The sequence below is a fragment of the Streptomyces sp. NPDC043896 genome, assembly GCF_056435605.1.
In genome coordinates, this window is record NZ_JBWKEE010000009.1 from 184015 (window position 1) to 203070 (window position 19056).

Consider the following 19056-nt stretch of genomic DNA (forward strand, 5'->3'; position numbering starts at 1 on the left):
GTACGGGCGGGGTGCTCCACGGGAGGGTGAACCTTCGAACGCCCTGTGCATGGCGGTCCTCCCGCCGGACGGTCCGCTCCTAGGCTGCCCGCGGACGTCCACCGGACCCGGTCCCCACGCCCCCCGAGAAACGGACCCTCACATGCGTCTTCGCTCCACCGCCGCGGCCGCGCTCCTCGCCTCCTTCGCGCTGGTCCTCCCCGCCTCCGGCCAGTCCCTGGCCGACGACCGCAACTACGGACTCGGCGAGATCCACTACCGGTACGCGGACGACGACGGGGACGTGCGGCGCAGGACGATCGAACCCGCCGACTACGACACCTGCTACCGCCTGACGGGCACCAGCCGCAGCCGCCCGGCCTTCGCGGTGCAGAACGACACGGAGGGGCTGGCCCTCGTCTTCCGGGGCGACAGCTGCGGCGGCGAGGCCCAGGAGGTGCTGCGGCCGGGCGAGCACGCGCGCGACCTGAACGTCCGCTCGGTCTTCCTCAAGCCGGACGGCCACCACGGCGGCCACCACGGCGGCCACGACGACTGGGACGACGCCGACCGCAGCATGGTCCGCCCCGGGCAGGGCCGGGCCATGACCCCCGGCGACTTCATGAACAGTCTCTTCCGTTCCATCGGCTGACACCGGCCGGAGGAACGTCCCGCGCATGGGACAGGGCCGCCCGGGGAGGTTTCCTCCCGGGCGGCCCCGTGGTTTCAGCGGCTCAGCCGCGGTTCAGCTCCTGCCCCCAGGGGTCAGAAGGTGAGCTTCCAGCTGTCGATCTTGCCGGTGTCCAGGCTGGCGTTGTCGTTGACCCGGAGCTTCCAGACGCCCTGGGCGGCCTCGGAGGAGGCGTTCACCGTGAAGCTCCGGACGATGTTGTCCGCACTGCCGCCGGAACGGTTGTGCAGGTTGTAGACGGAGCCGTCGGGCGCGACCAGGTCGACCTTCAGGTCACCGATGTAGGTGTGGACGATGTTGACGTCCACCTTGAGGGTGCTCGGCGCGTTGCCGGTGCGGGTCACCGTGATCGGGGACTCGACGGTCGCGTTGTCGGCGATCGCGTAGTCGTTCGTGTTCTCGAACACGTTCGGCTGCGAGGTGCCGACGGTCCAGGTGAAGGACGCCGTGCCCGTCTTGGACGCGGAGTCGGTCACCGTGACGGTCACGTTCGACGTGGCCGCGGTGGTCGCCGTACCGGAGATCAGACCGGTCGAGGAGTTGATCGACAGGCCGGCCGGCAGGCCGGTCGCCGCGTAGGTCAGCGCGCCCGGGTTGGTGCTGGTCGCCTGGACCTGGAGGCTCACCGCGGTGTTGATCTGGGTGTTCTGGTTGGCGATCGGGCTGACCGTCACGCCGTCGTTGATGCGCGGGCCGACGTTGACGGCGGCCCAGGCGTTGGCGACGTTGTTGTACGTGGTCGAGCCCTGGCCGTACAGGTCGGCTGCGGCCTTCAGCGTCTGGACGCGGGCGTCGGCGTAGTTCGTGTTCGACTTGAAGTAGCCGACCGTCAGGGCGCGGAACCAGATCTTCGAGGCGGCTTCACGGCCGATCGGGGTGACCGGGAGGCCGTCGGAGGTCGGCGAGTCGTAGCTCACGCCGTTGACGACCTTGGCGCCGGAGCCCTCGGAGGCCAGGTAGTACCAGTGGTTGGCCGGGCCCGAGGAGTAGTGGACGTCGATGCCGCCGAGGCCGGAGTACCAGGCGTCCTTGGAGGAGCCGTCCTTGCTCGGCTTGTCCATGTAGCGCAGCGGGGTGCCGTTGCCGCGGATGTCGATCTTCTCGCCGACCAGGTAGTCGCCGACGTCCTGCGGGTTGTTGGCGTGGAACTCGACCGCCGCCGCCATGATGTCGGAGGTCGCCTCGTTCAGACCGCCGGGCTCACCGCTGTAGGTCATGTTGCCGGTGACCGAGGTCAGACCGTGGGTCATCTCGTGCGCGGCCACGTCGATCGAGGTGAGCGGCTTGGCGTTGCCCTCGCCGTCGCCGTAGGTCATGCAGAAGCAGCTGTCGTCCCAGAAGGCGTTGACGTACGCGTTGCCGTAGTGCACCCGGCTGTACGGGGCCACGCCGTCGTTGCGCAGGCCGTTGCGGCCGTGGACGTTCTTGAAGTAGTCCCACGTGACCTGGGCGCCGTAGTGGGCGTCCGCGCCGGCCGTCTCGGTGTTGGAGGCGGAGCCGTTGCCCCAGATGTCGTCCGGGCCGGAGAACAGGGTGCCGGTGCCGGAGGTGCCCCGGTTCAGGTTGTAGGTCTTGTGGCTGCCGCGCGTCGGGTCGGTCAGCGTCCAGTTGCTGCCCGACTGCGAGGTGCCGAGGGTGACCTGGCCGCTGTACTGGGTGTTGCCGGTGCCGGTCTCGACGCCCTGCCACTGGGTGATCTTCGCGCCGGTCTTGGCGTTCGTGATCACGTGCAGCTCGTTCGGGGTGCCGTCGTCCTGGAGGCCGCCGACGACGGTCTCGAAGGCGAGGACCGGGACGCCCTCGGCGGCCCAGATCACCTTGCGGGCGCTCTTGTCGGCCTTGGTCTGCTTGGAGCCCTCGGCGTTCGCGGCGGAAACGGCCTGGCCCTCGGCGGTGGCCGGGGTGACCGTGGCGTCGGTGTCCGGGACCTTGATCTCGTGCTGGGTCGCCTTGGTCACGCTCTTGGTGACGCCGCCCTTGGCGTGGACGGTGAGGTCACCGCCGAGCACGGGCAGACCGTCGTAGGTCCGCTCGTAGGTGGTGTGCGTGGTGCCGTCCGCGTCCTTGACCACATCGCGGACGATCAGCTTCTCGCCGCCGCCGAGGCCGAGCGCCTTCGCGGCCTGGGCGGTGGTCGAGTTGGCCTCGGCGAGGAGCGTCGCACGCTCCGAAGCGCTGAGTGCGGCAGGGGCCGCGCCCGGGTTGGGCTGGGCGGCCGTGCGGGCCTGCGACGCGGTGGCGTCGGCGGTGGCGGAACCGGCCTGTATGCCTACGGCGAGCAGGGCTGCCGCGGCAACGAGTGCGCCGGCCGCGGTGGCACGCCGCTGGGGGGTGGGACTCAACGCAGACTCCTTCTGCAAGGGGGGTTCCGGATGGCTGGGTGGGCCTCCGGGCAGATCAGGGCTGGTGCGATGAACGGATCGAAGAGTGCCAGCTGCCGACCGCGATGTCAGGGCCACATCAAAAGGTTGGCCGGAAACGGTCCGTTGTCCGAAGATACGTATCCGGTATCCGGACCATTCACCTTCGTGTGGGAGGCGCCCCTCCGTCGCGTGGAGCGGTTGCCCACGACTGTTAACGCTTGGGCAACGAGAGACCCCGTTAACCCAAACGGCATTTACCGTACGGGTGTTTGTCGTACTGTTTCCCGGTGCGACAGATGTTCGCTGCCAGGGGAAGCAGTGGACAGGCGCCACCGACATAGACCACGTGCCAGGGGGGCCCATGAGGCATGTCCGTTTTCCTGCGCAAAGAGTGGCACCGGATTCCGCCGGGCCCGGAGCGCCGGCGACAGCCCCCGCACGACGGCTCGGTGACAAGGCCCGGTGGTACCTGCCCGCGGCCGTGACCGCGGACCTCGTCGGCGCGGCCGTCCCCGTCGGGCTGGTCTTCGAGGCCGCCGGCCAGGCCAGACCCGTCTACTGCGCCCTCGGCGCCGCCCTCGCCTGGACCGGGGTGCAGGCGCTGCGCCGGCGTTACTCGGCCCGCGCGCTCGGGGAATCCCGCGGCGTGCTGCCCGTACTCCATGACTGGCTGATTCTGATCGGCGTCCTGGCCGTCGCCCGGGTGGTGACGGCGGAGCAGACCCCCCGGCTCGCCGCACTCGGCGCCCTGCTGCCCGCACTCCTCGTCACGGTCGCCTGCCACAAACTGACGTACCGCCACCTCTCCGCCGCCCGCCGCGAGGCACAGGCCGTCAGCCGCGTCCTGGTCGTGGGCGAACCCGCCGCCGCCGAGCACGTCATCGCGCACCTCGCCGCGCGCACCGACCACCCCTACGTCGTCGTCGGCGTCGTCCCGGTCGGCGGCGGCCCCCTCGCCGGCGGGATGCCCGTGGCGGCCCGGCTGGACGCCTCGATGCCGAAGGCGCCGGACGGGGACGCGGACGCCGTGCTGGGCGCCGTCCGCAGCCACCACGCCGACCTGGTGCTGGTCGCGCCCGGCGCGCGGATCGCGGGGGAGCGGCTGCGCCGGGTGGCCTGGGCCCTGCACGACGAGGGGCTCGAACTGGCCGTCTTCCCCGGACTGGTGGAGATCTCCGTCAAGCGGCTGGAGACCCTGTCGGCCGGCGGGCTCGCCGTGCTGCGGGTCGCGCCGCCGGTGCGGCGGGGGGTGCAGCCGCTGCTCAAGACGGTGCTCGACCGGGCCGGGGCCGCCGTCGGGCTGATCGTGCTGTCGCCGCTGTTCCTCGGGCTCGTGCTGGCCATCCGGCTCGGCACGAAGGGCCCCGCCTTCTACAGCCAGCGGCGGATCGGGCGCGACGGGGTCCCGTTCGTCATGTGGAAATTCCGCACGATGGTGCGGGACGCCGACCGGCTCAAGGCCGGCCTGGAGGGCGCCAACGAGAACGACGGGCTGATGTTCAAGATGCGCCGCGACCCCCGGGTGACCCGGGTGGGCCGGCTGCTGCGCCGGACCTCGCTGGACGAACTGCCGCAGCTGTACAACGTCCTGACGGGCAGCATGTCCCTGGTCGGCCCGCGCCCGCCGCTGCCGGAGGAGGTGGCGGAGTACGACGAGGTCGAGCTGCGCCGGCTCTCCGTACGGCCCGGCATGACCGGCCTGTGGCAGATCAGCGGGCGCTCGGACCTCTCCTGGGACGAAACGATTCAGCTTGATCTGCAGTACGTGGACAACTGGTCCTTCACCAGCGACGTCGACGTGATGGGCCGGACGCTCCGCGCCGTCGTCGACGGTCGCGGAGCCTACTGAGGGCCGGCGGACCGATGCCGTCAGCTCTGGTCGAGCCACCAGCGGTAGGTGGCGTCGATGCCGTCCCGCAGCGCGACGCCCGGCTTCCAGCCCAGCGAGGTCAGGCGGGAGACGTCGAGCAGCTTGCGCGGGGTCCCGTCCGGCTTGGACGTGTCCCAGGCCAGGCGGCCCCGGAAGCCCGTCACCTCGGCGACCGTCTCGGCCAGCTCCCGGATGGTGAGGTCCTCGCCGCAGCCGACGTTGACGGGCTCGTCGCCGTCGTAGCGCTCCAGCAGCAGCACGCAGGCCGCCGCGAGGTCGTCCACGTGGAGGAACTCCCGGCGCGGGGTGCCGCTGCCCCACAGGGTGACCTCGTCGCGGCCCTCGGCCGCCGCCTCGTGGAAGCGCCGGATCAGCGCGGGCAGCACGTGCGAGGACTGGAGGTCGAAGTTGTCGCCCGGGCCGTAGAGGTTCGTGGGCATGGCGGAGACGTACGCGGCCCCGTACTGCTTGCGGTACGACTGGACCTGCACGATGCCGGCGATCTTCGCGAGGGCGTAGGCCTCGTTGGTGGGCTCCAGCGGGCCCGTCAGCAGGGCGTCCTCGCTGATGGGCTGCGGGGCCAGCTTCGGGTAGATGCAGGAGGACCCCAGGAACAGCAGCCGGCCCACGCCGGCGGCGTGGGCACCGGCGATGACGCTGAGCTGGATCCTGAGGTTGTCCTCCAGGAACTGCACCGGGTAGGTGCTGTTGGCCATGATCCCGCCGACCTTGGCGGCGGCCAGCACGACGGCGTCCGGCCGCACGTCCCGCAGGTACGCCTCCGTCGCGGCGGCGTCGCGCAGGTCGAGGTCGGCGCGGCCGCGCGTGAGCACCTCGTGGCCGTCGGCGGTGAGGCGGCGGGCGACGGCGGACCCCACGAGGCCGCGGTGTCCGGCGACGAAGACGCGGGCGTGCGGGGGCAGGAGGGGCGGGGAGCTTGTCATACCGCCGATGATGCCAGTCCGCGGGGCGAGGGCTTCCGGGGATCCCGCACCCGGCGTCCGGAGCCCCCGGCCCGGCCCGCGCCGCCGCCCCCGGGGCCCCGCCCGGCCCGCGTGCCCCGAAGCCCGGCGGGGGCCCGGCGCGGCAACTCCCGTACAGGACGGGCGTACCGCACCGGCCCGCGCCAAGTCGGCCGCCCCGTACGGCCTTTCGTCCGCCACCCGCGCAGCGGGCCGGGCCGCACGGCGTCCGCCGTCCGGGTCCGCGCCCCCGCCGCCAGGGCGTGCGGCGTGTACGGTACGCAAATCCAGTCCCGGACCGGGGACCGGCGGGCCCGGCCCGCCGCCGGCCGGGGGCACCGCAGGGCCGTCGGGGGGCCCTGCGCCGCCCGGGCCGGGGGAGCCGGCGTACGCACACGCCGGCCGGCCAGACCAGGCCACCAGAACAGCAACCAACCCCAGGGGGACACCACATGGGCAAGACCGCACTGATCACCGGCGTCACCGGACAGGACGGCTCGTACCTCGCAGAGCTCCTGCTCTCCAAGGGCTACACGGTGCACGGGCTCGTGCGGCGGTCCTCCAGCTTCAACACGGAGCGGATCGACCACGTCTACCAGGACCCGCAGACGGCGAATCGTTCCTTCGTCCTGCACCACGCCGACCTCTCCGACGGCGTCGCCCTGGTGAACCTGCTGCGCGACATACGCCCCGACGAGGTCTACAACCTCGGCGCCCAGTCGCACGTCCGCGTCTCCTTCGACGCCCCCCTCTACACCGGCGACGTCACCGGCCTCGGCGCGCTGCGGCTGCTGGAGGCCATCCGGGCCAGCGGCGTCGACACCCGGATCTACCAGGCCTCGTCCTCCGAGATGTACGGCTCCACCCCGCCCCCGCAGAACGAGGGCACCCCCTTCCACCCGCGCAGCCCGTACGGCGCGGCCAAGGTCTTCGCGTACTGGACGACGGTCAACTACCGCGAGGCGTACGACATGTTTGCCGTCAACGGGATCCTCTTCAACCACGAGTCCCCCCGCCGCGGCGAGACCTTCGTGACCCGGAAGATCACCCGCGCGGTGGCCCGCATCAAGGCCGGCCTCCAGGAGCACCTCTACCTCGGCAACCTCGACGCCGTCCGTGACTGGGGCTACGCCCCCGAGTACGTCGACGCGATGTGGCGGATGCTCCAGCAGGACGAGCCCACCGACTACGTGGTCGCCACCGGAGTCGCGGCCACGGTGAGGGAGTTCGTCGAGTCCTCCTTCACCCACGCCGGCCTCGACTGGACCGAGCACGTGCGCTACGACCCCAAGTACGAGCGCCCGAGCGAGGTGGACGCCCTCATCGGCGACGCCTCCAAGGCCCGCGAGATCCTTGGCTGGAAGCCGACGGTCCTGGTGCCCGAACTCGCGCGGATCATGGTGGACGCCGACGTGCGTCAGGTCGAGGACCAACTGGCGGGCGCCACCGTGCGGATCGACCGCTGAGGCCTCGTACGTCGCCTACGATTTGCCGTGTCCCGGTCATTCCCGCGAGCTCAGGGCTCCGTACGGGTGTGGCCGGGGCGTACCCGCCGTATGTCCACGGTGCACCCTCCCGCCTGAACTCCGTTGATTCCAAGTTGGTATGCAATGGGTCAAGTGAGGTGACCGGGCCCTCGCGTGAGCCCTAGTCTGCGCCAGTACATATGGCTGTTCGGATAGTTCCAGCCATCAAACCGGGCGACCGCCCTGGGGGGCTCATGCGTAGATCCAGAGGGCTGACTGCTGCCCTCGCACTGTCACTGGCCGGCACCGGCGCCGGTCTCGGCCTCGTGCTGATACCCGAGGCGTCCGCCATCACCGCGCCGGTGGCGTTCACCGCCGACGAGCTGCCCACCTGGCAGCCGAACGGCGTCGTCTTCGCCATGGAGCAGGCGAACGGCACCGTCTTCGCCGGCGGCACCTTCTCGGCGGTCCGCCCGCCCGACGCCGTCGGCGGCGCCGAGCAGGAAGCGGTCAACTTCGTGGCGCTGGACGCCGCGACGGGCAGCCCCACCTCCTGCAAGCTGGCCTTCACCGTCGGCGACGGCAGCGCGACCGTCCGGGCGCTGGCCGTCTCCAAGGACAAGAAGACCCTGTACGCGGGCGGCTACTTCGGCGCCGTCAACGGCACCCCGGTCTCCAGCCTCGCCGCGATCGACATCGAGACCTGCACCCCCAAGACCGCCTTCCACCCGGCCGTCCCCGCCACCGTCCGCGCGCTCGACGTCACCGACGACACCCTTTACGTGGCCGGCGACTTCGCCACCGTCGAGGGCCAGACCCGCGAGCGGTTCGCCGCGGTCGACGCCGCCTCCGGTGCCCTCAAGCCCTTCACCGCCAACGCGGACGAGCCCGGCCGCGCGGTCAAGGTCGCCAACGACGGCAAGAACGTCCTGCTCGGCGGCGACTTCTTCACGGTCAACGGCTCGAACTCGCACGCCCTGGCGGTCGTCGACGCCACCACCGGCGCGGTCGCCAAGACCTACTCCAGCATCCCGTCGAACTCGGTCGTCAAGCACATCTCGGCCGACGCCACCGGCTACTACACCGCCAACGAGGGCTCCGGCGGCGGCGTCTTCGACGGCCGCCTGGGCCTGGGCCCCGACTTCAACGAGAAGTGGCGCGACCGCTGCCTCGGCGCGACCCAGTACGTGCTGCCCCACGAGGGAGTCCTCTACAGCTCCTCGCACGCGCACGACTGCTCCAGCGAGCTGGAGTTCCCCGACGGCAAGCGGCACTTCTTCCTGGCCCAGCCCACCGACCACGCCGGCGCCGCCCCCGCGCCCGTGGACGGCTTCGTGCGCGGCCCGCGCAAGCTCGGCTGGCACCCCACCGCCAACGACGGCGTCGGCGAGGGCATCGGCCCGCGCGTCATGTCCGTCGCGGAGAAGGGCGGCGTCAAGTACCTGTGGGCGGGCGGAGAGTTCACCCTCGTCAACGGCCGGCCCCAGCAGGGCCTGACCCGCTTCGCCAACACCGGTGACGTCGGAGCCCCGACCACCCCCGTCGCCAGCGCCGCGAGCGTCAAGCCCGGCGAGGCCCAGGTCCGCTGGCGCACCAGCTACGACCAGGACGACAGCAGGCTGACGTACCGGATCTACCGCAACGGCTCGGCGACCCCGGTCCACACCATGACCGCCGACTCCCTGGAGTTCGAGCGTCCGCAGGCATCCTGGAACGACACCACCGTCAAGGCCGGCCTGTCCTACAGCTACCGGGTGACCGCCACCGACGCCGCCGGCAACACCAGCGCCCTGTCGGCGAGCGTCTCCGTGACCGTCCCGACCTCCGTCCAGGCCTACCCGGACAAGGTCCGCGCGGACGGCGCCAACCTCTACTGGCGCTACGACGACACCGTCACCCCGTACGTCGCGGACTCCTCCGACGGAGGCAACACCAGCGGCATCCAGGTCAACGCCCCGGCCCTGCGCCAGAGCCCCGGCGCCGTCAGCGGCACCAGCACGGCCATGGGCTTCAACGGCACCAGCCAGCAGGTGTACAGCGACCACCGCCAGACCGTCGGCGCCTCCTTCACCATCGAGACGTGGTTCAAGACCGGCACCACGCGCGGCGGCAAGCTCATCGGCTTCGGCAACAACACCGTCAACAGCAGCGGCTCGTACGACAAGCAGCTGTACATGACCAACACCGGGCGCCTCGCCTTCGGCGTCTACAACGGCACCACCCGCACCATCACCACCGGCCTCTTCGAGACGTACAACGACAACAAGTGGCACCACGTCGTCGGCACCCAGGGCCCCGGCGGCATGACCCTCTACGTGGACGGCCAGAACAAGGGCACCAACAGCGCCACCACCTCCACCCCGTACGCCGGCTACTGGCACGTGGGCGGCGACAACCTCGGCAGCTGGCCGAACCGCCCGACGAGCAACTTCTTCGCCGGCCAGATCGACGAGACCGCCGTGTACCCCACGGCGCTCACCCAGGCCCAGGTCAAGTCCCACTTCGACCTGGCCAAGGCCCCGGCCGACACGGTCTCCAAGGTGACGGCGTCCGAGGACACCTACGTCAACCAGGGCGCCCCGGCCACCGCCTACGGCACCTCGTCCTCGCTCGCGGTGCGCGGCACCTCGGCGTACGAGACGTACCTGCGCTTCACCCTCCCGGCCGCCCCGGCCGGGCAGGTCCTGAAGGCCGCCTCCCTCCAGTTCAAGACCTCCACTCAGGCCGGCGCGGGTACCGCCGACACGGTCTCCGTGGTCCCGGTCACCGGAACCTGGAGCGGCGAGGCCACGACGTTCAACACCAAGCCCACCCTCGGCACCACCCCGCTCGGCAGCATCGCGGGCGTGCCGGACGGCTCGGCCATCCAGAACGTCGAACTGGACACGGCAGCGGTCTCCGCGGCCCTCGGCAGCAGCCACAGCCTCGGCCTGACCAGCACGGGCACCGACCCGCTGTGGATCTGGTCCTCGGAGTCGACCGCCGCGGACGCCGCTCCGCAGCTGCTCCTCACCTTCGGCCAGAAGTAACCGCCCGACGGAGTACGGGGCCCGGCCCGGATGCGCGCCGGGCCCCGTACCCCACCCCACGTACGGGAGCCCCCTGATGTACCGACGCCCCGCGGCGGCCGCCGTCCTCCTCGCCGCCGCCCTGACGCTCACCGGCTGCGGTTCCGCGGACGACGGCAAGCCCGGCACCGCCCGGGGCGCCACGCCCAAGCCGCCGGCGCCGTCCTCGGCCCCCGACCCGGCGGACGCCACGACGGCGCCCACCGCGCCGCCGCCGCCCGACGCGAAGCCGACCGGCCCGGTCCTCCCCGACGCGAAGCTGACCCCGAAGACGGGCACCTTCAAGGAGAACGAGAAGAAGTACCTCAGCGGCCGCGTCCCCGAGAAGACGGACCCGGCGGCCGTCCTCCAGACCGGCCAGGACACCTGCCAGCGCGTGGAGCGCACCGCCAAGCGGGACAAGGACGCGGCGGTCGCCGCCGTCATCTCCGGCGAGGTCACCGGGGCGAAGGACGCGATCACCTTCCTCTGCCCGGAACAGAAGCCGGTCCTCGACGCCGCGCAGAAGGGCTTCGGCGACGGCCCCCGCACCTCCCCGGCCCCCGGCACCTACCGGGCGCTCACCCAGAGCACCACGTGCACCTGGGAGGCGAAGTCCAAGGACGGCTCCGTCCTCGCCTCGGGCCCGGAAGCCCCGCCCAAGCCGGGCGACAAGACCACGGCCACCATCCCCGCCGGCACCGCCGAGTTCACCTCGACGGGCTGCTACGCCTGGCTCCCCGCGTAACCCCCGCCCGCGCCCGGCGTTTCCGCCCCCGCCCTCCGGGTACCCGCGCCGTCACACGACACAGCGGAGGCGAATCCTATGCGCGGCATCGGCGGTTGCATCGCCCTGATCGTGGTGGGGGCCATCCTCACCTTCGCGAGCGACTGGGAGCTGGAGAGCGTCAACCTGGACCTCGTCGGCCTGATCATGATGGCCGCCGGCTGCGTCGGCCTCGGCGTCTACGCGAGCGTCCTCAAGCGCCGCCGCACGGCGGCCTTCCCGGTGGTCGAGGAACACCACCACCGGGACGGCCTCTGACCGCTCAGCGCCGGATCCCCTCGTACACGTCCAGCAGGGTGTCCAGGACGGCGTCCATCGAGAAGGACCCCGCGGCCAGTGCGCGGGCGGACGAGGAGGCCTTGGCGTTCGCGGCGGGCTCCAGGAGGTCCAGGACCGCCTCCGCCACCGGGCCCGGGCCCGGGTCGACCGCCCGGCCCGCCCCCGCCGCCGCGATGTCGCGGGCCAGGCCGTTGGAGTGGGTCACCACCGGCGGGACGCCCACCGCGAGGGCCTCCAGGACCGACATGGGGAACGGTTCGTCCACCGAGGGCAGTACGTAGACGTGGGCGCGCCGCAGCTCCGTGAGGACCTCGGCGGTGGACAGCGCGCCGGGGACCGTGAAGCGGGCGTTCAGGCCCAGGGCGTCGATCCGGGCCCGGACCGCCGCGAGCTCGCCCTCGTCCGGCCCGGCCACCACGAACTCCGCGTCCGGGTGGGCCGCCAGCACCGCCGGGGCGGCGTCCACGAAGTCCACCGGGCGCTTGCGGGCCTGGAGACGGGCCGAGTACAGGATGCGGGGCGGCCCGGCGAGCGGCGGGCGCTCCTCCTGGGCCGGGGTGCCGTTGACCAGGCGGACGGCCCGGGAGAGGGGCGGGGCACCCGCCACCGCGTCCAGGCCCGCGCGTTCGTGCGGGGTCAGGTGGAGCACGGCGTCCGCCCCGCGCAGCAGGCGGCGTACCGCCACCGCGTCCAGGAGCTTCGCGAGGAGCCTGTCGCTCGGGTCCACCATGCCGTGGGTCTGGAGGACGAGGGGCCTGCGGGCCCGCAGCGCCGCCAGGGCCACGGGCAGGGTCACCAGGTCCCGGGCCAGGTGGACGTGGACCACGTCCGCCTCCCGCACCAGGCGGGACGCGGCGGCCAGGAGGGCCGGCGAGGTCATCCCGCTGAAGCCGAGCGGGAGGAGGCGGCGGGCCGGGAAGAGCTTCGCCGGGACCCCCTCCACCGAGGCCGGCCACGGGTCGAAGCCCTCGCCCAGGGCGAGGAGGCGCGCCTCGTGCCCGCGCGCCCGCAGCCCCCCGGCCAGGTTCAGGGCGACCCGTACCGGCCCGCCGAAGGCGTGCGAGGGGGAGTGCAGGGTGACCGCGTGCAGGACTCTCACTTGGGCTCCTCCACCGGGCGGCGCCGCCCGTCCTGGGTCTGCAGGGTCAGCGCGGGAAGGTCCTCGTGGACGACCGCGCCCGCGCCCGCCACCGCGCACCGGCCCACCGTCACGCCCGCCAGCACGGTCGCCCGTACGGCCACCCACGCGCCGTCCTCCACGGTGACCGGGGCGTTGCGGTAGCGGAAGTCGGCGGCCCGGTGGTCGTGCGAGCCGGTGCACAGCATCGACTCCTGGGACAGGCACACGTGGGAACCGATCGTCACCGGCTCCAGGTTGAGCAGCCAGACGCCCTCACCGATCCACGTGTGGTCGCCGACCTCCAGCTTCCACGGCCACAACACCCGTACTCGGTGCCGGATCAGCACCCCTTCGCCGATCTTCGCGCCGAAGGCCCGCAGCAGCGCCACGCGCAGCCGGGCCGGGCAAAGCCACGACATGAAGAGGGTGTTCATCACCGCGAACCACAGGGCCTGCGTCAACAGCCCCCGCCCCTTGTCGTATCCGGCCAGCGTGAAGGCAGGTAGATCACGCAACAGAAGCCCCTCGTCGTCCACCCCGGGCGCGCCTCCCCGGGCGCCGAACGCTCAGATTAGACTGCGCGCTGATCACGTACAGGGGTGGGGGCAACAGTGGCCACGGACATACGCAAGCCCGCCGCGAAGCCGGTGCCACCGCCCTTCGAGGACGAGTCCCAGTGGGGGAAGGTCACCACCCCGCGCACCCTGCTCTCGCGGGCGCTGTCCGTGCCGCTCGCCCTCGGATTCACCGTCTTCCTCCCCCTCTTCGTCGCCGTCCAGCCCGGCGACGGGCAGCGCGACGCCGCCTTCTGGCTCCAGCTGCTGCTCACCATGTACGCGGGCGCCCGGCTCTCCGCGATGGTCCTGACCAGCCGCCGCAAACTGCTCCAGGGCTCCTTCTGGCTGTTCGTCTACATGGCCATGGGCGTGGCCCCGCTCGCCCAGGCCGTCCTCGGCCGGGTCCCCACCCCCGTCGTCGGCCCCCGCTCCGACCTCACCCTCGCCATCGGGCTGGTCCTGCTCGGCTGTACGGCCTTCGACGTCGGCGTGCTGCTCGCCCGTCACCGGCCCGCCGGGCGGGCGGGCGGCTCCCCGAAGGAGCCCCGGCCGCTCATGGCCCACCGGCGGCGGCTCCAGCTGCTGACCGCGCTCGCCTTCCTGGGCAGCGCGGCCTTCATCCTCAAGCTCGGCGGCCCGGCGGTCTTCTTCTCCAGCCGCCAGGAGATCATCGCCGGCATCCAGGAAGCGGGCGTCTCCAACGGCGACGGCCAGGCCGGGCAGGCGCTGCTGCGCGGCTTCGGCACCGTGCCCGCGCTGCTCGCGCTGCTGCTGTACACGCGCTGGCTGATCACCTCGGAGTTCGCCCGGCGCAAGGTGTCGGTCATCGCGACCTGGTCGGCGCTCGCGGTGCTGAACGTGATCGTCAACAACCCGGTCTCCAACCCGCGGTACTGGTTCCTCACCGTCCTGTTCGCCCTGCTCTTCACGGTCTTCCCGGTGAGCGCCGCCATGTACCGGGTGGCGCTGTCGATGGCCGTGGTGGTCGCCCTGCTCGTCTTCCCCTTCGCGGACCGCTTCCGCTATGACGAGAAGAACTACAAGCCCGTCGAGACGACCTCGTTCCTGGAGCCGATGGCGCTCAAGGACTACGACCAGATCGGCATGTTCGCGAACACCATCACCTTCTCCGGCTCAGGCCCCGGCCACTTCTACGGGCGCCAGCTCGCCGGATCCGTCTTCTTCGCGGTGCCCCGCTCGGTGTGGCCGGGCAAGCCGCGCGACACCGGCGTGATGGTCGGCCAGTGGATGGGCACGGTCAACACCAACCTCTCCTCCCCGGTCTGGGCCGAGCTGTGGCTGGACTTCGGCCCGCTGGGCATGGGCGCCGGACTGCTCGGCATCGGGTACGCAGCCGCGCGCGTCGACCGCCGCTACGCCAGGCGGGCCACCCGCCGCTCGGCGCCGGGCAGCCTGGTCTCGGTGGTCGTCCCGCTCGTCGCCGGGTACTCCTTCATCCTGCTGCGCGGTCCGCTGCTCCAGGCCTCCGGGCGGGTCGCCATCGCCGCGATGTGCCTCGCGCTCGTGGCCACGTACCGGACGGACAAGGCCACCACCCTGCGCTGACGCGGCGCGGGCACCGGCCGGGGACGACCACCGTCCCGGCCCGCTCCCGGGCGCCTCAGGCGGCGGCCGCGACCTGCGCGGGCACCTTCAGCCGGGCCACCCGCAGCCACCCGGCGGCGGCCTTCGCGGCGGAGCCCAGGGCCAGTCCCCAGGCGGCGCCCGCCACGCCCCACACGGCGTACCCGCCCAGCAGCAGGCCCACCGACAGCAGCGAGAACACCACCTGGAGGGAGAGGGTGGCCTTCGGCCGGAGCACGCGCAGCGTCAGCAGCGCGCAGGTGCCCAGGCCCATGACGGCGTACTGCGCGCCCGTGGCGGGCAGCAGCGCGGCGGCCGACGCCCAGGTGTCGCCCAGCAGATGCCGGCCCAGCCGGTCGGGCAGCGCGTACAGCACCGCGGCCCAGCCCGCGCCCAGCACCGCGAGGACGGCCCCCGTCAGGGCGGTCAGCCGGACCACGCCCCGCTTGCCGGAGGCCCGGCCCACCACCGGCGGCCCGAAGGCGCTCGCCGAGTTGAACAGCACGTTCAGCGGGCCGAAGAGGGTGCCCGCGCCGCGCAGCGCGCCGACGGCGAGCGGCGTCGCGAAGACGCCGAGCCCCAGCACCGCGAGCTGGCTGGAGCCGTTGCCCACGGCGAACTCGACGACGAAGCGGCGGCCGAGGTGCCCGCGCCGCAGGTACGGGCGCAGGTCCGCGCGCACCCCGCGCACGAAGGGCCGCAGCAGCCACACGCCCAGCCCCAGCGCGGGCAGCGCGGACAGCCCCCACACGAGGACCAGGCGGCCCGCCGGGGCCCCCTGCGGCTGCGCGGCCAGCGCCGCGACCACGCACGCCAGCCGCAGCGCGTCCGCGGCCAGCGCCCGTTCGGGCACCCGCAGCGCGGAGAAGCAGTACCGCAGCCCGTCCTGGACCAGCACCGGCGGCAGGACGAGTCCCAGCGCGAGGAGCGCCCACCCGGTGTCGCCGGGCACCGCGAGGCCCACGACGGCGAGGACCAGCCCGGCGGCCGCGGCGGCGGCGGCCGTGAACAGCACGGAGGACCGGCACACCGTCCGGAGCCCCTCGCCCTTCTCCAGCACCACGGTCTGGCCGACGTAGGCCATGTTCAGCCCGAGCAGCACGCTGAAGGCCACGTACACCATCGAGAAGGCGGCGAAGCCGGACGCCGACGACAGCCGGGCGGCCAGCACCAGCACCAGGATGTTCGTGGCGCTGGAGGCGGCCTGGTCCAGGACCGAGGCGACCGCGGCGAGACCCCGCCGGCTCACCTCCGGCCCGTGCGGACGGTGCGCAGGGCCACCGTCTCGCTCCCGTCGCCCGGCGCCGGCTCCTCGGGACCGGCCGGATCGAGGCCGGGCGGCCGGGCGGCGGCCGGGGCGGCCGGGGCGGGCGGCGGGCCGGCGGTGCCGTCCTCGGGCTTCCGGGCGCGCTTCTCGGAGGGCGGCGGGGCGTGCAGGACGGCGCCCAGGACGGTCCCGCCGGCACCGCTGATCAGCTCGCGGATCCGGGCCAGGTCGGTGCGGTGCACGGCGCGCGGGTCGCAGACCACGAGGACGCCGTCGACCCGGTCGACCAGGGCGAGCGCGTCGGCGTACGAGAGCACGGGCGGCGCGAGCACCACGACGGTGGAGTTGGGCGAGTCGGCCTCGGCGATCAGCCGGCCGGTGCGCGCGGAGGTCAGCGCCCGGGCCACGTTGCGCACCCGGTCGCCGGGGATCAGGTCGAAGTCGCCCGACTCCCCGGCGTCCACGACGAGCCGGCGCCCGTGGGGCCACTCGGAGCCGGCCGTCCCGCCGCTCTCCGTGCCGCCGGACGGCCGGCTCCAGCCGGGCCGGCCGCCCGCGTCCGTCGGCAGCTGCCCGGCCAGGACCGGGGTGCGCAGGTCGGCCTCGATGAGCAGGACGTCCTTGCCGGTCTCGGCGAAGGAGGCGGCCAGGTTCACGGCCACGGCGGCGGCCGTCTCGCTGCTGCCGCGCGGGGCGACCACCAGCAGCCGGCGCCGGTCGGCGAACCGGGCGTCGTAGGCCAGCCGGAACGCCACCGACCGGTACTCCTCGGCGAGCCGCGGATCGGCCTCCCCGGCGGCGAGGAGCGGGCCGCCACCGGTCCGGTCCCGGGGCAGGTAGCCCAGTACGGGGGCGCGCAGGGCCCGGGCCACGTCGCCCTCGGAGCGCGGCGCCGGGTCGAACACCAGCCGGACCCAGGCGGCGAGCAGGCCCAGCGCCAGGCCCACGGCCGCGCCCAGCGCGAGCGACATGGGCAGCCCCGGACCGTCCGCGGCGGCGGGCGGGGCGGCGGCGCTGGTGACCCGGCCCGGGGTCATGTCCAGGGCCTGGAGCTTGGCGATGTTGCCGTTGAGGGTGTTGACCTTGTTCTGGAGGTCGGTCCGCGAGGACAGCGCCCCGTCGCGGGCCGTGCCGGCCGGCATGTTGTTGATCTGCCGGGCCACCTCGTCGAGCTGCTTGGCGATCGGGTCGCGCTGGGCCTCGTACCCCTTGACCATCGTGTCGCGGGTGACGGCGAGGGCCTCCTGCCGCTTGAGCAGGTAGGCGGCGGCCAGGCCGTCGGCCCGCCGGGCGGCCTCCTTGGGGGAGCCAGCGGTGTAGGTGAAGCGGAGCACCATCGTCTGCGGCGGGTTGGTCACCTGGAGGCCGCCGCGGAAGGCGGAGAAGTCCTTGCCGGCCACGCCGAGCTTCTTCGCGGCCTGTTCGGCTATGGAGCTGGAGAGCGCGACCTGTCGCTCCGAGCCGATGTTGATGGCCTTGTCGGGGGCCAGGCTCGGGTTGAACGGGTCGTCGGTGGGCGCGCGCAGCACCACGTCCGCGACGGACACGTAGGTGTCCGCCGTGGAGACGCCGAGGTAGACGCCCCCCAGCAGGCCGACGGCCACGCCCGCGCCCAGGAGCCGGCGGTAGCGCAGGAGCTGCTTGAACTGGTCCCGCAGGAGATCGGGCTCGTCCTCGGCCGGGGCCGCCGCCGCGCGGTTCGTCTCGGTCACGGCCGGGGACCCCCGAGTGCTTCGTCGATCAGTGCGTCGATACGGGCCAGGCCCGCTTCGCGGCTGAGGTGCGCCGCCACGTGGACGGGTCCGGCCGCGCCCAGGGCATCCGCGCCCCCGGGGTCCTCGGCCAGGGCCCGGACGGCCTTCAGCAGCGCCTCGGGGTCCTCCGGCGGTACGAGCACCCCGGCGCCCGAACGCTCCACTTCCTGGGCGGTGCCGCCCTGCGCCGCGACGGAGGCGACGACGGGCCGGCCGGCCTGGAAGTAGGAGGTGAGCTTGGACGGCACGCTCATGTCCAGCACGGCCGCGTGCTGCGTGACCGCGAGCACGTCCGCCGCGGCGAGGACGTCGGGGAACTCGCCGTCGGCGGCGGGCGGGATGATGTCGAGATTCGGCACGTCGGCGGCGAGGTCCGCGAGAGCGGCGCGCCGGCTGCCGTCGCCCATGAGGACGAAGCGGACGGAGGGGTCCAGCCGGGCGGCGCCGACGAGGACTTCGAGTCCCTGCTTGAGCCCCATGTTCCCGGAGTGCAGGACGACGGTCTGGCCGGGAGCCCAGCCCAGGTGGCGGCGGGTCTCCCCGCGCGGCTTCGTGGGCCGGGGCACGTGGGACCAGTTGGGCACCAGGCGGATCTTCCCCGGGTCCACGCCCATCCCCACGACCCGGTCCACGAAGGTCTCGTGGATGACGCCGACGAGGGTGGCCCGCTTGAGGACGTACGCCTCGGCGCGTCCTGCGAGGGCGGCCGCCTTGTCCCCGCCGCTGATGCCGCTCTGCGCGGCGGCGGCGCCCATCAGGTCCTGGACGACGGGGACGAACGGCACCTTCCACCGCGCCGCGAGCCGTGCGGCCGTCACCCCGCCCGCGAGGCTCGGCATCTGCGCCATGACGGCGTCCGGCCTCGGCATCCGGGGCGGGGCCACGGCACCGTGGAGCAGAATCGATCCTTCGAACAGGGCCCGCCTGACGGCGGTCTGACGGGGCGGCACCGTGTGCGCGCGCCGGTGCACGGTGACTCCCGCACGCCGTTCGGTGCGCCGCAGCGCCCCCTTGTACTCGGGCTCGACCGACCAGGCCGGATAGTGCGGCATGCCCGCGAGTACGTGGGTGTCATGGCCGGTACTCGCCCAGTGCTCCGCGATCTGGGTGGCGTACGGGCCTATGCCCGCATGCTCGGGGGCGTAGTTGGTGGAAACCAGCAGCAGCCGCCGGTGACCGGATGTGGACACTGAACGTCCCCTTCTCCCCTGGATGGTGCGCACGTCACCCTATTCGTTCACCGACAGGCAGTGGAACGTGCACGCTATTGTCAGCTCATCTGTTCGCACCGGGGGGTGCGGGCGCTGGGGGTGACCGATGACGGAGCGCG

At 73.0% G+C, this 19056-nt stretch carries 14 protein-coding genes; 7 read left to right on the forward strand and 7 right to left on the reverse strand.

Annotation, left to right across the window (positions count from 1 at the left end; all coding sequences use genetic code 11):
- Positions 1–142: 142 nt before the first annotated feature.
- On the forward strand, positions 143–631 hold the full coding sequence (locus tag AC069X_RS15945) for a hypothetical protein (protein WP_478729061.1): 489 nt from the start codon (positions 143–145) through the stop codon (positions 629–631).
- Between the two features lie 113 nt (positions 632–744).
- Here AC069X_RS15945 and AC069X_RS15950 read toward each other — a convergent pair whose 3' ends face one another.
- On the reverse strand, positions 745–3012 hold the full coding sequence (locus AC069X_RS15950) for a M4 family metallopeptidase (RefSeq protein WP_478729063.1): 2268 nt from the start codon (positions 3010–3012) through the stop codon (positions 745–747).
- A gap of 382 nt (positions 3013–3394) precedes the next feature.
- Here AC069X_RS15950 and AC069X_RS15955 point away from each other — a divergent pair, with 382 nt between their 5' ends.
- A complete protein-coding gene (locus tag AC069X_RS15955) occupies positions 3395–4882 on the forward strand; it encodes a sugar transferase (protein WP_478729065.1) in 1488 nt (495 codons plus the stop codon).
- A gap of 20 nt (positions 4883–4902) precedes the next feature.
- Here AC069X_RS15955 and AC069X_RS15960 read toward each other — a convergent pair whose 3' ends face one another.
- Positions 4903–5847: a GDP-L-fucose synthase family protein gene (locus AC069X_RS15960; RefSeq protein ID WP_478729067.1), complete on the reverse strand. Its 945-nt coding sequence runs from the start codon at positions 5845–5847 to the stop codon at positions 4903–4905.
- A 470-nt stretch (positions 5848–6317) separates the two neighbouring features.
- On the opposite strand from AC069X_RS15960, the gene gmd reads away from it, so the two are divergent.
- From gmd to AC069X_RS15980, 4 genes are all read left to right on the forward strand, one after another.
- Entirely contained in the window at positions 6318–7331 is a 1014-nt protein-coding gene (gene gmd / locus AC069X_RS15965; RefSeq protein ID WP_478729069.1) for a GDP-mannose 4,6-dehydratase, read from the forward strand.
- 254 nt (positions 7332–7585) lie between these two features.
- Positions 7586–10360 (forward strand): CBM96 family carbohydrate-binding protein, encoded by a 2775-nt coding sequence (locus AC069X_RS15970; RefSeq protein ID WP_478729070.1) that lies wholly within the window; start codon positions 7586–7588, stop codon positions 10358–10360.
- A gap of 76 nt (positions 10361–10436) precedes the next feature.
- A complete protein-coding gene (locus tag AC069X_RS15975) occupies positions 10437–11126 on the forward strand; it encodes a hypothetical protein (protein ID WP_478729072.1) in 690 nt (229 codons plus the stop codon).
- 78 nt (positions 11127–11204) lie between these two features.
- On the forward strand, positions 11205–11423 hold the full coding sequence (locus AC069X_RS15980) for a DUF6458 family protein (RefSeq protein WP_478729074.1): 219 nt from the start codon (positions 11205–11207) through the stop codon (positions 11421–11423).
- Between the two features lie 4 nt (positions 11424–11427).
- Here the strand turns inward: AC069X_RS15980 and AC069X_RS15985 are convergent, their stop codons facing one another.
- Positions 11428–12543 (reverse strand): glycosyltransferase, encoded by a 1116-nt coding sequence (locus AC069X_RS15985; protein ID WP_478729076.1) that lies wholly within the window; start codon positions 12541–12543, stop codon positions 11428–11430.
- Complete coding sequence (locus AC069X_RS15990) at positions 12540–13079, reverse strand: WcaF family extracellular polysaccharide biosynthesis acetyltransferase (protein ID WP_478729078.1); 540 nt, start codon at positions 13077–13079, stop codon at positions 12540–12542. Before AC069X_RS15990 ends, AC069X_RS15985 begins: the two co-directional genes overlap by 4 nt.
- Positions 13080–13175: 96 nt before the next feature.
- On the opposite strand from AC069X_RS15990, the gene AC069X_RS15995 reads away from it, so the two are divergent.
- The gene (locus AC069X_RS15995; RefSeq protein ID WP_478729080.1) at positions 13176–14687 is read left to right on the forward strand and encodes a hypothetical protein; all 1512 of its coding nucleotides are present in this window, start codon (positions 13176–13178) and stop codon (positions 14685–14687) included.
- 55 nt (positions 14688–14742) lie between these two features.
- Here the strand turns inward: AC069X_RS15995 and AC069X_RS16000 are convergent, their stop codons facing one another.
- From AC069X_RS16000 to AC069X_RS16010, 3 genes are read right to left on the reverse strand one after another with little or no spacing between them, the layout of a single operon-like run.
- The gene (locus AC069X_RS16000; protein WP_478729082.1) at positions 14743–15954 is read right to left on the reverse strand and encodes an MATE family efflux transporter; all 1212 of its coding nucleotides are present in this window, start codon (positions 15952–15954) and stop codon (positions 14743–14745) included.
- A complete protein-coding gene (locus tag AC069X_RS16005) occupies positions 15951–17684 on the reverse strand; it encodes a lipopolysaccharide biosynthesis protein (RefSeq protein WP_478729084.1) in 1734 nt (577 codons plus the stop codon). Before AC069X_RS16005 ends, AC069X_RS16000 begins: the two co-directional genes overlap by 4 nt.
- On the reverse strand, positions 17681–18886 hold the full coding sequence (locus AC069X_RS16010; RefSeq protein WP_478729258.1) for a glycosyltransferase family 4 protein: 1206 nt from the start codon (positions 18884–18886) through the stop codon (positions 17681–17683). The genes AC069X_RS16005 and AC069X_RS16010 overlap by 4 nt, the downstream gene beginning before the upstream one ends.
- Positions 18887–19056: the final 170 nt, after the last annotated feature.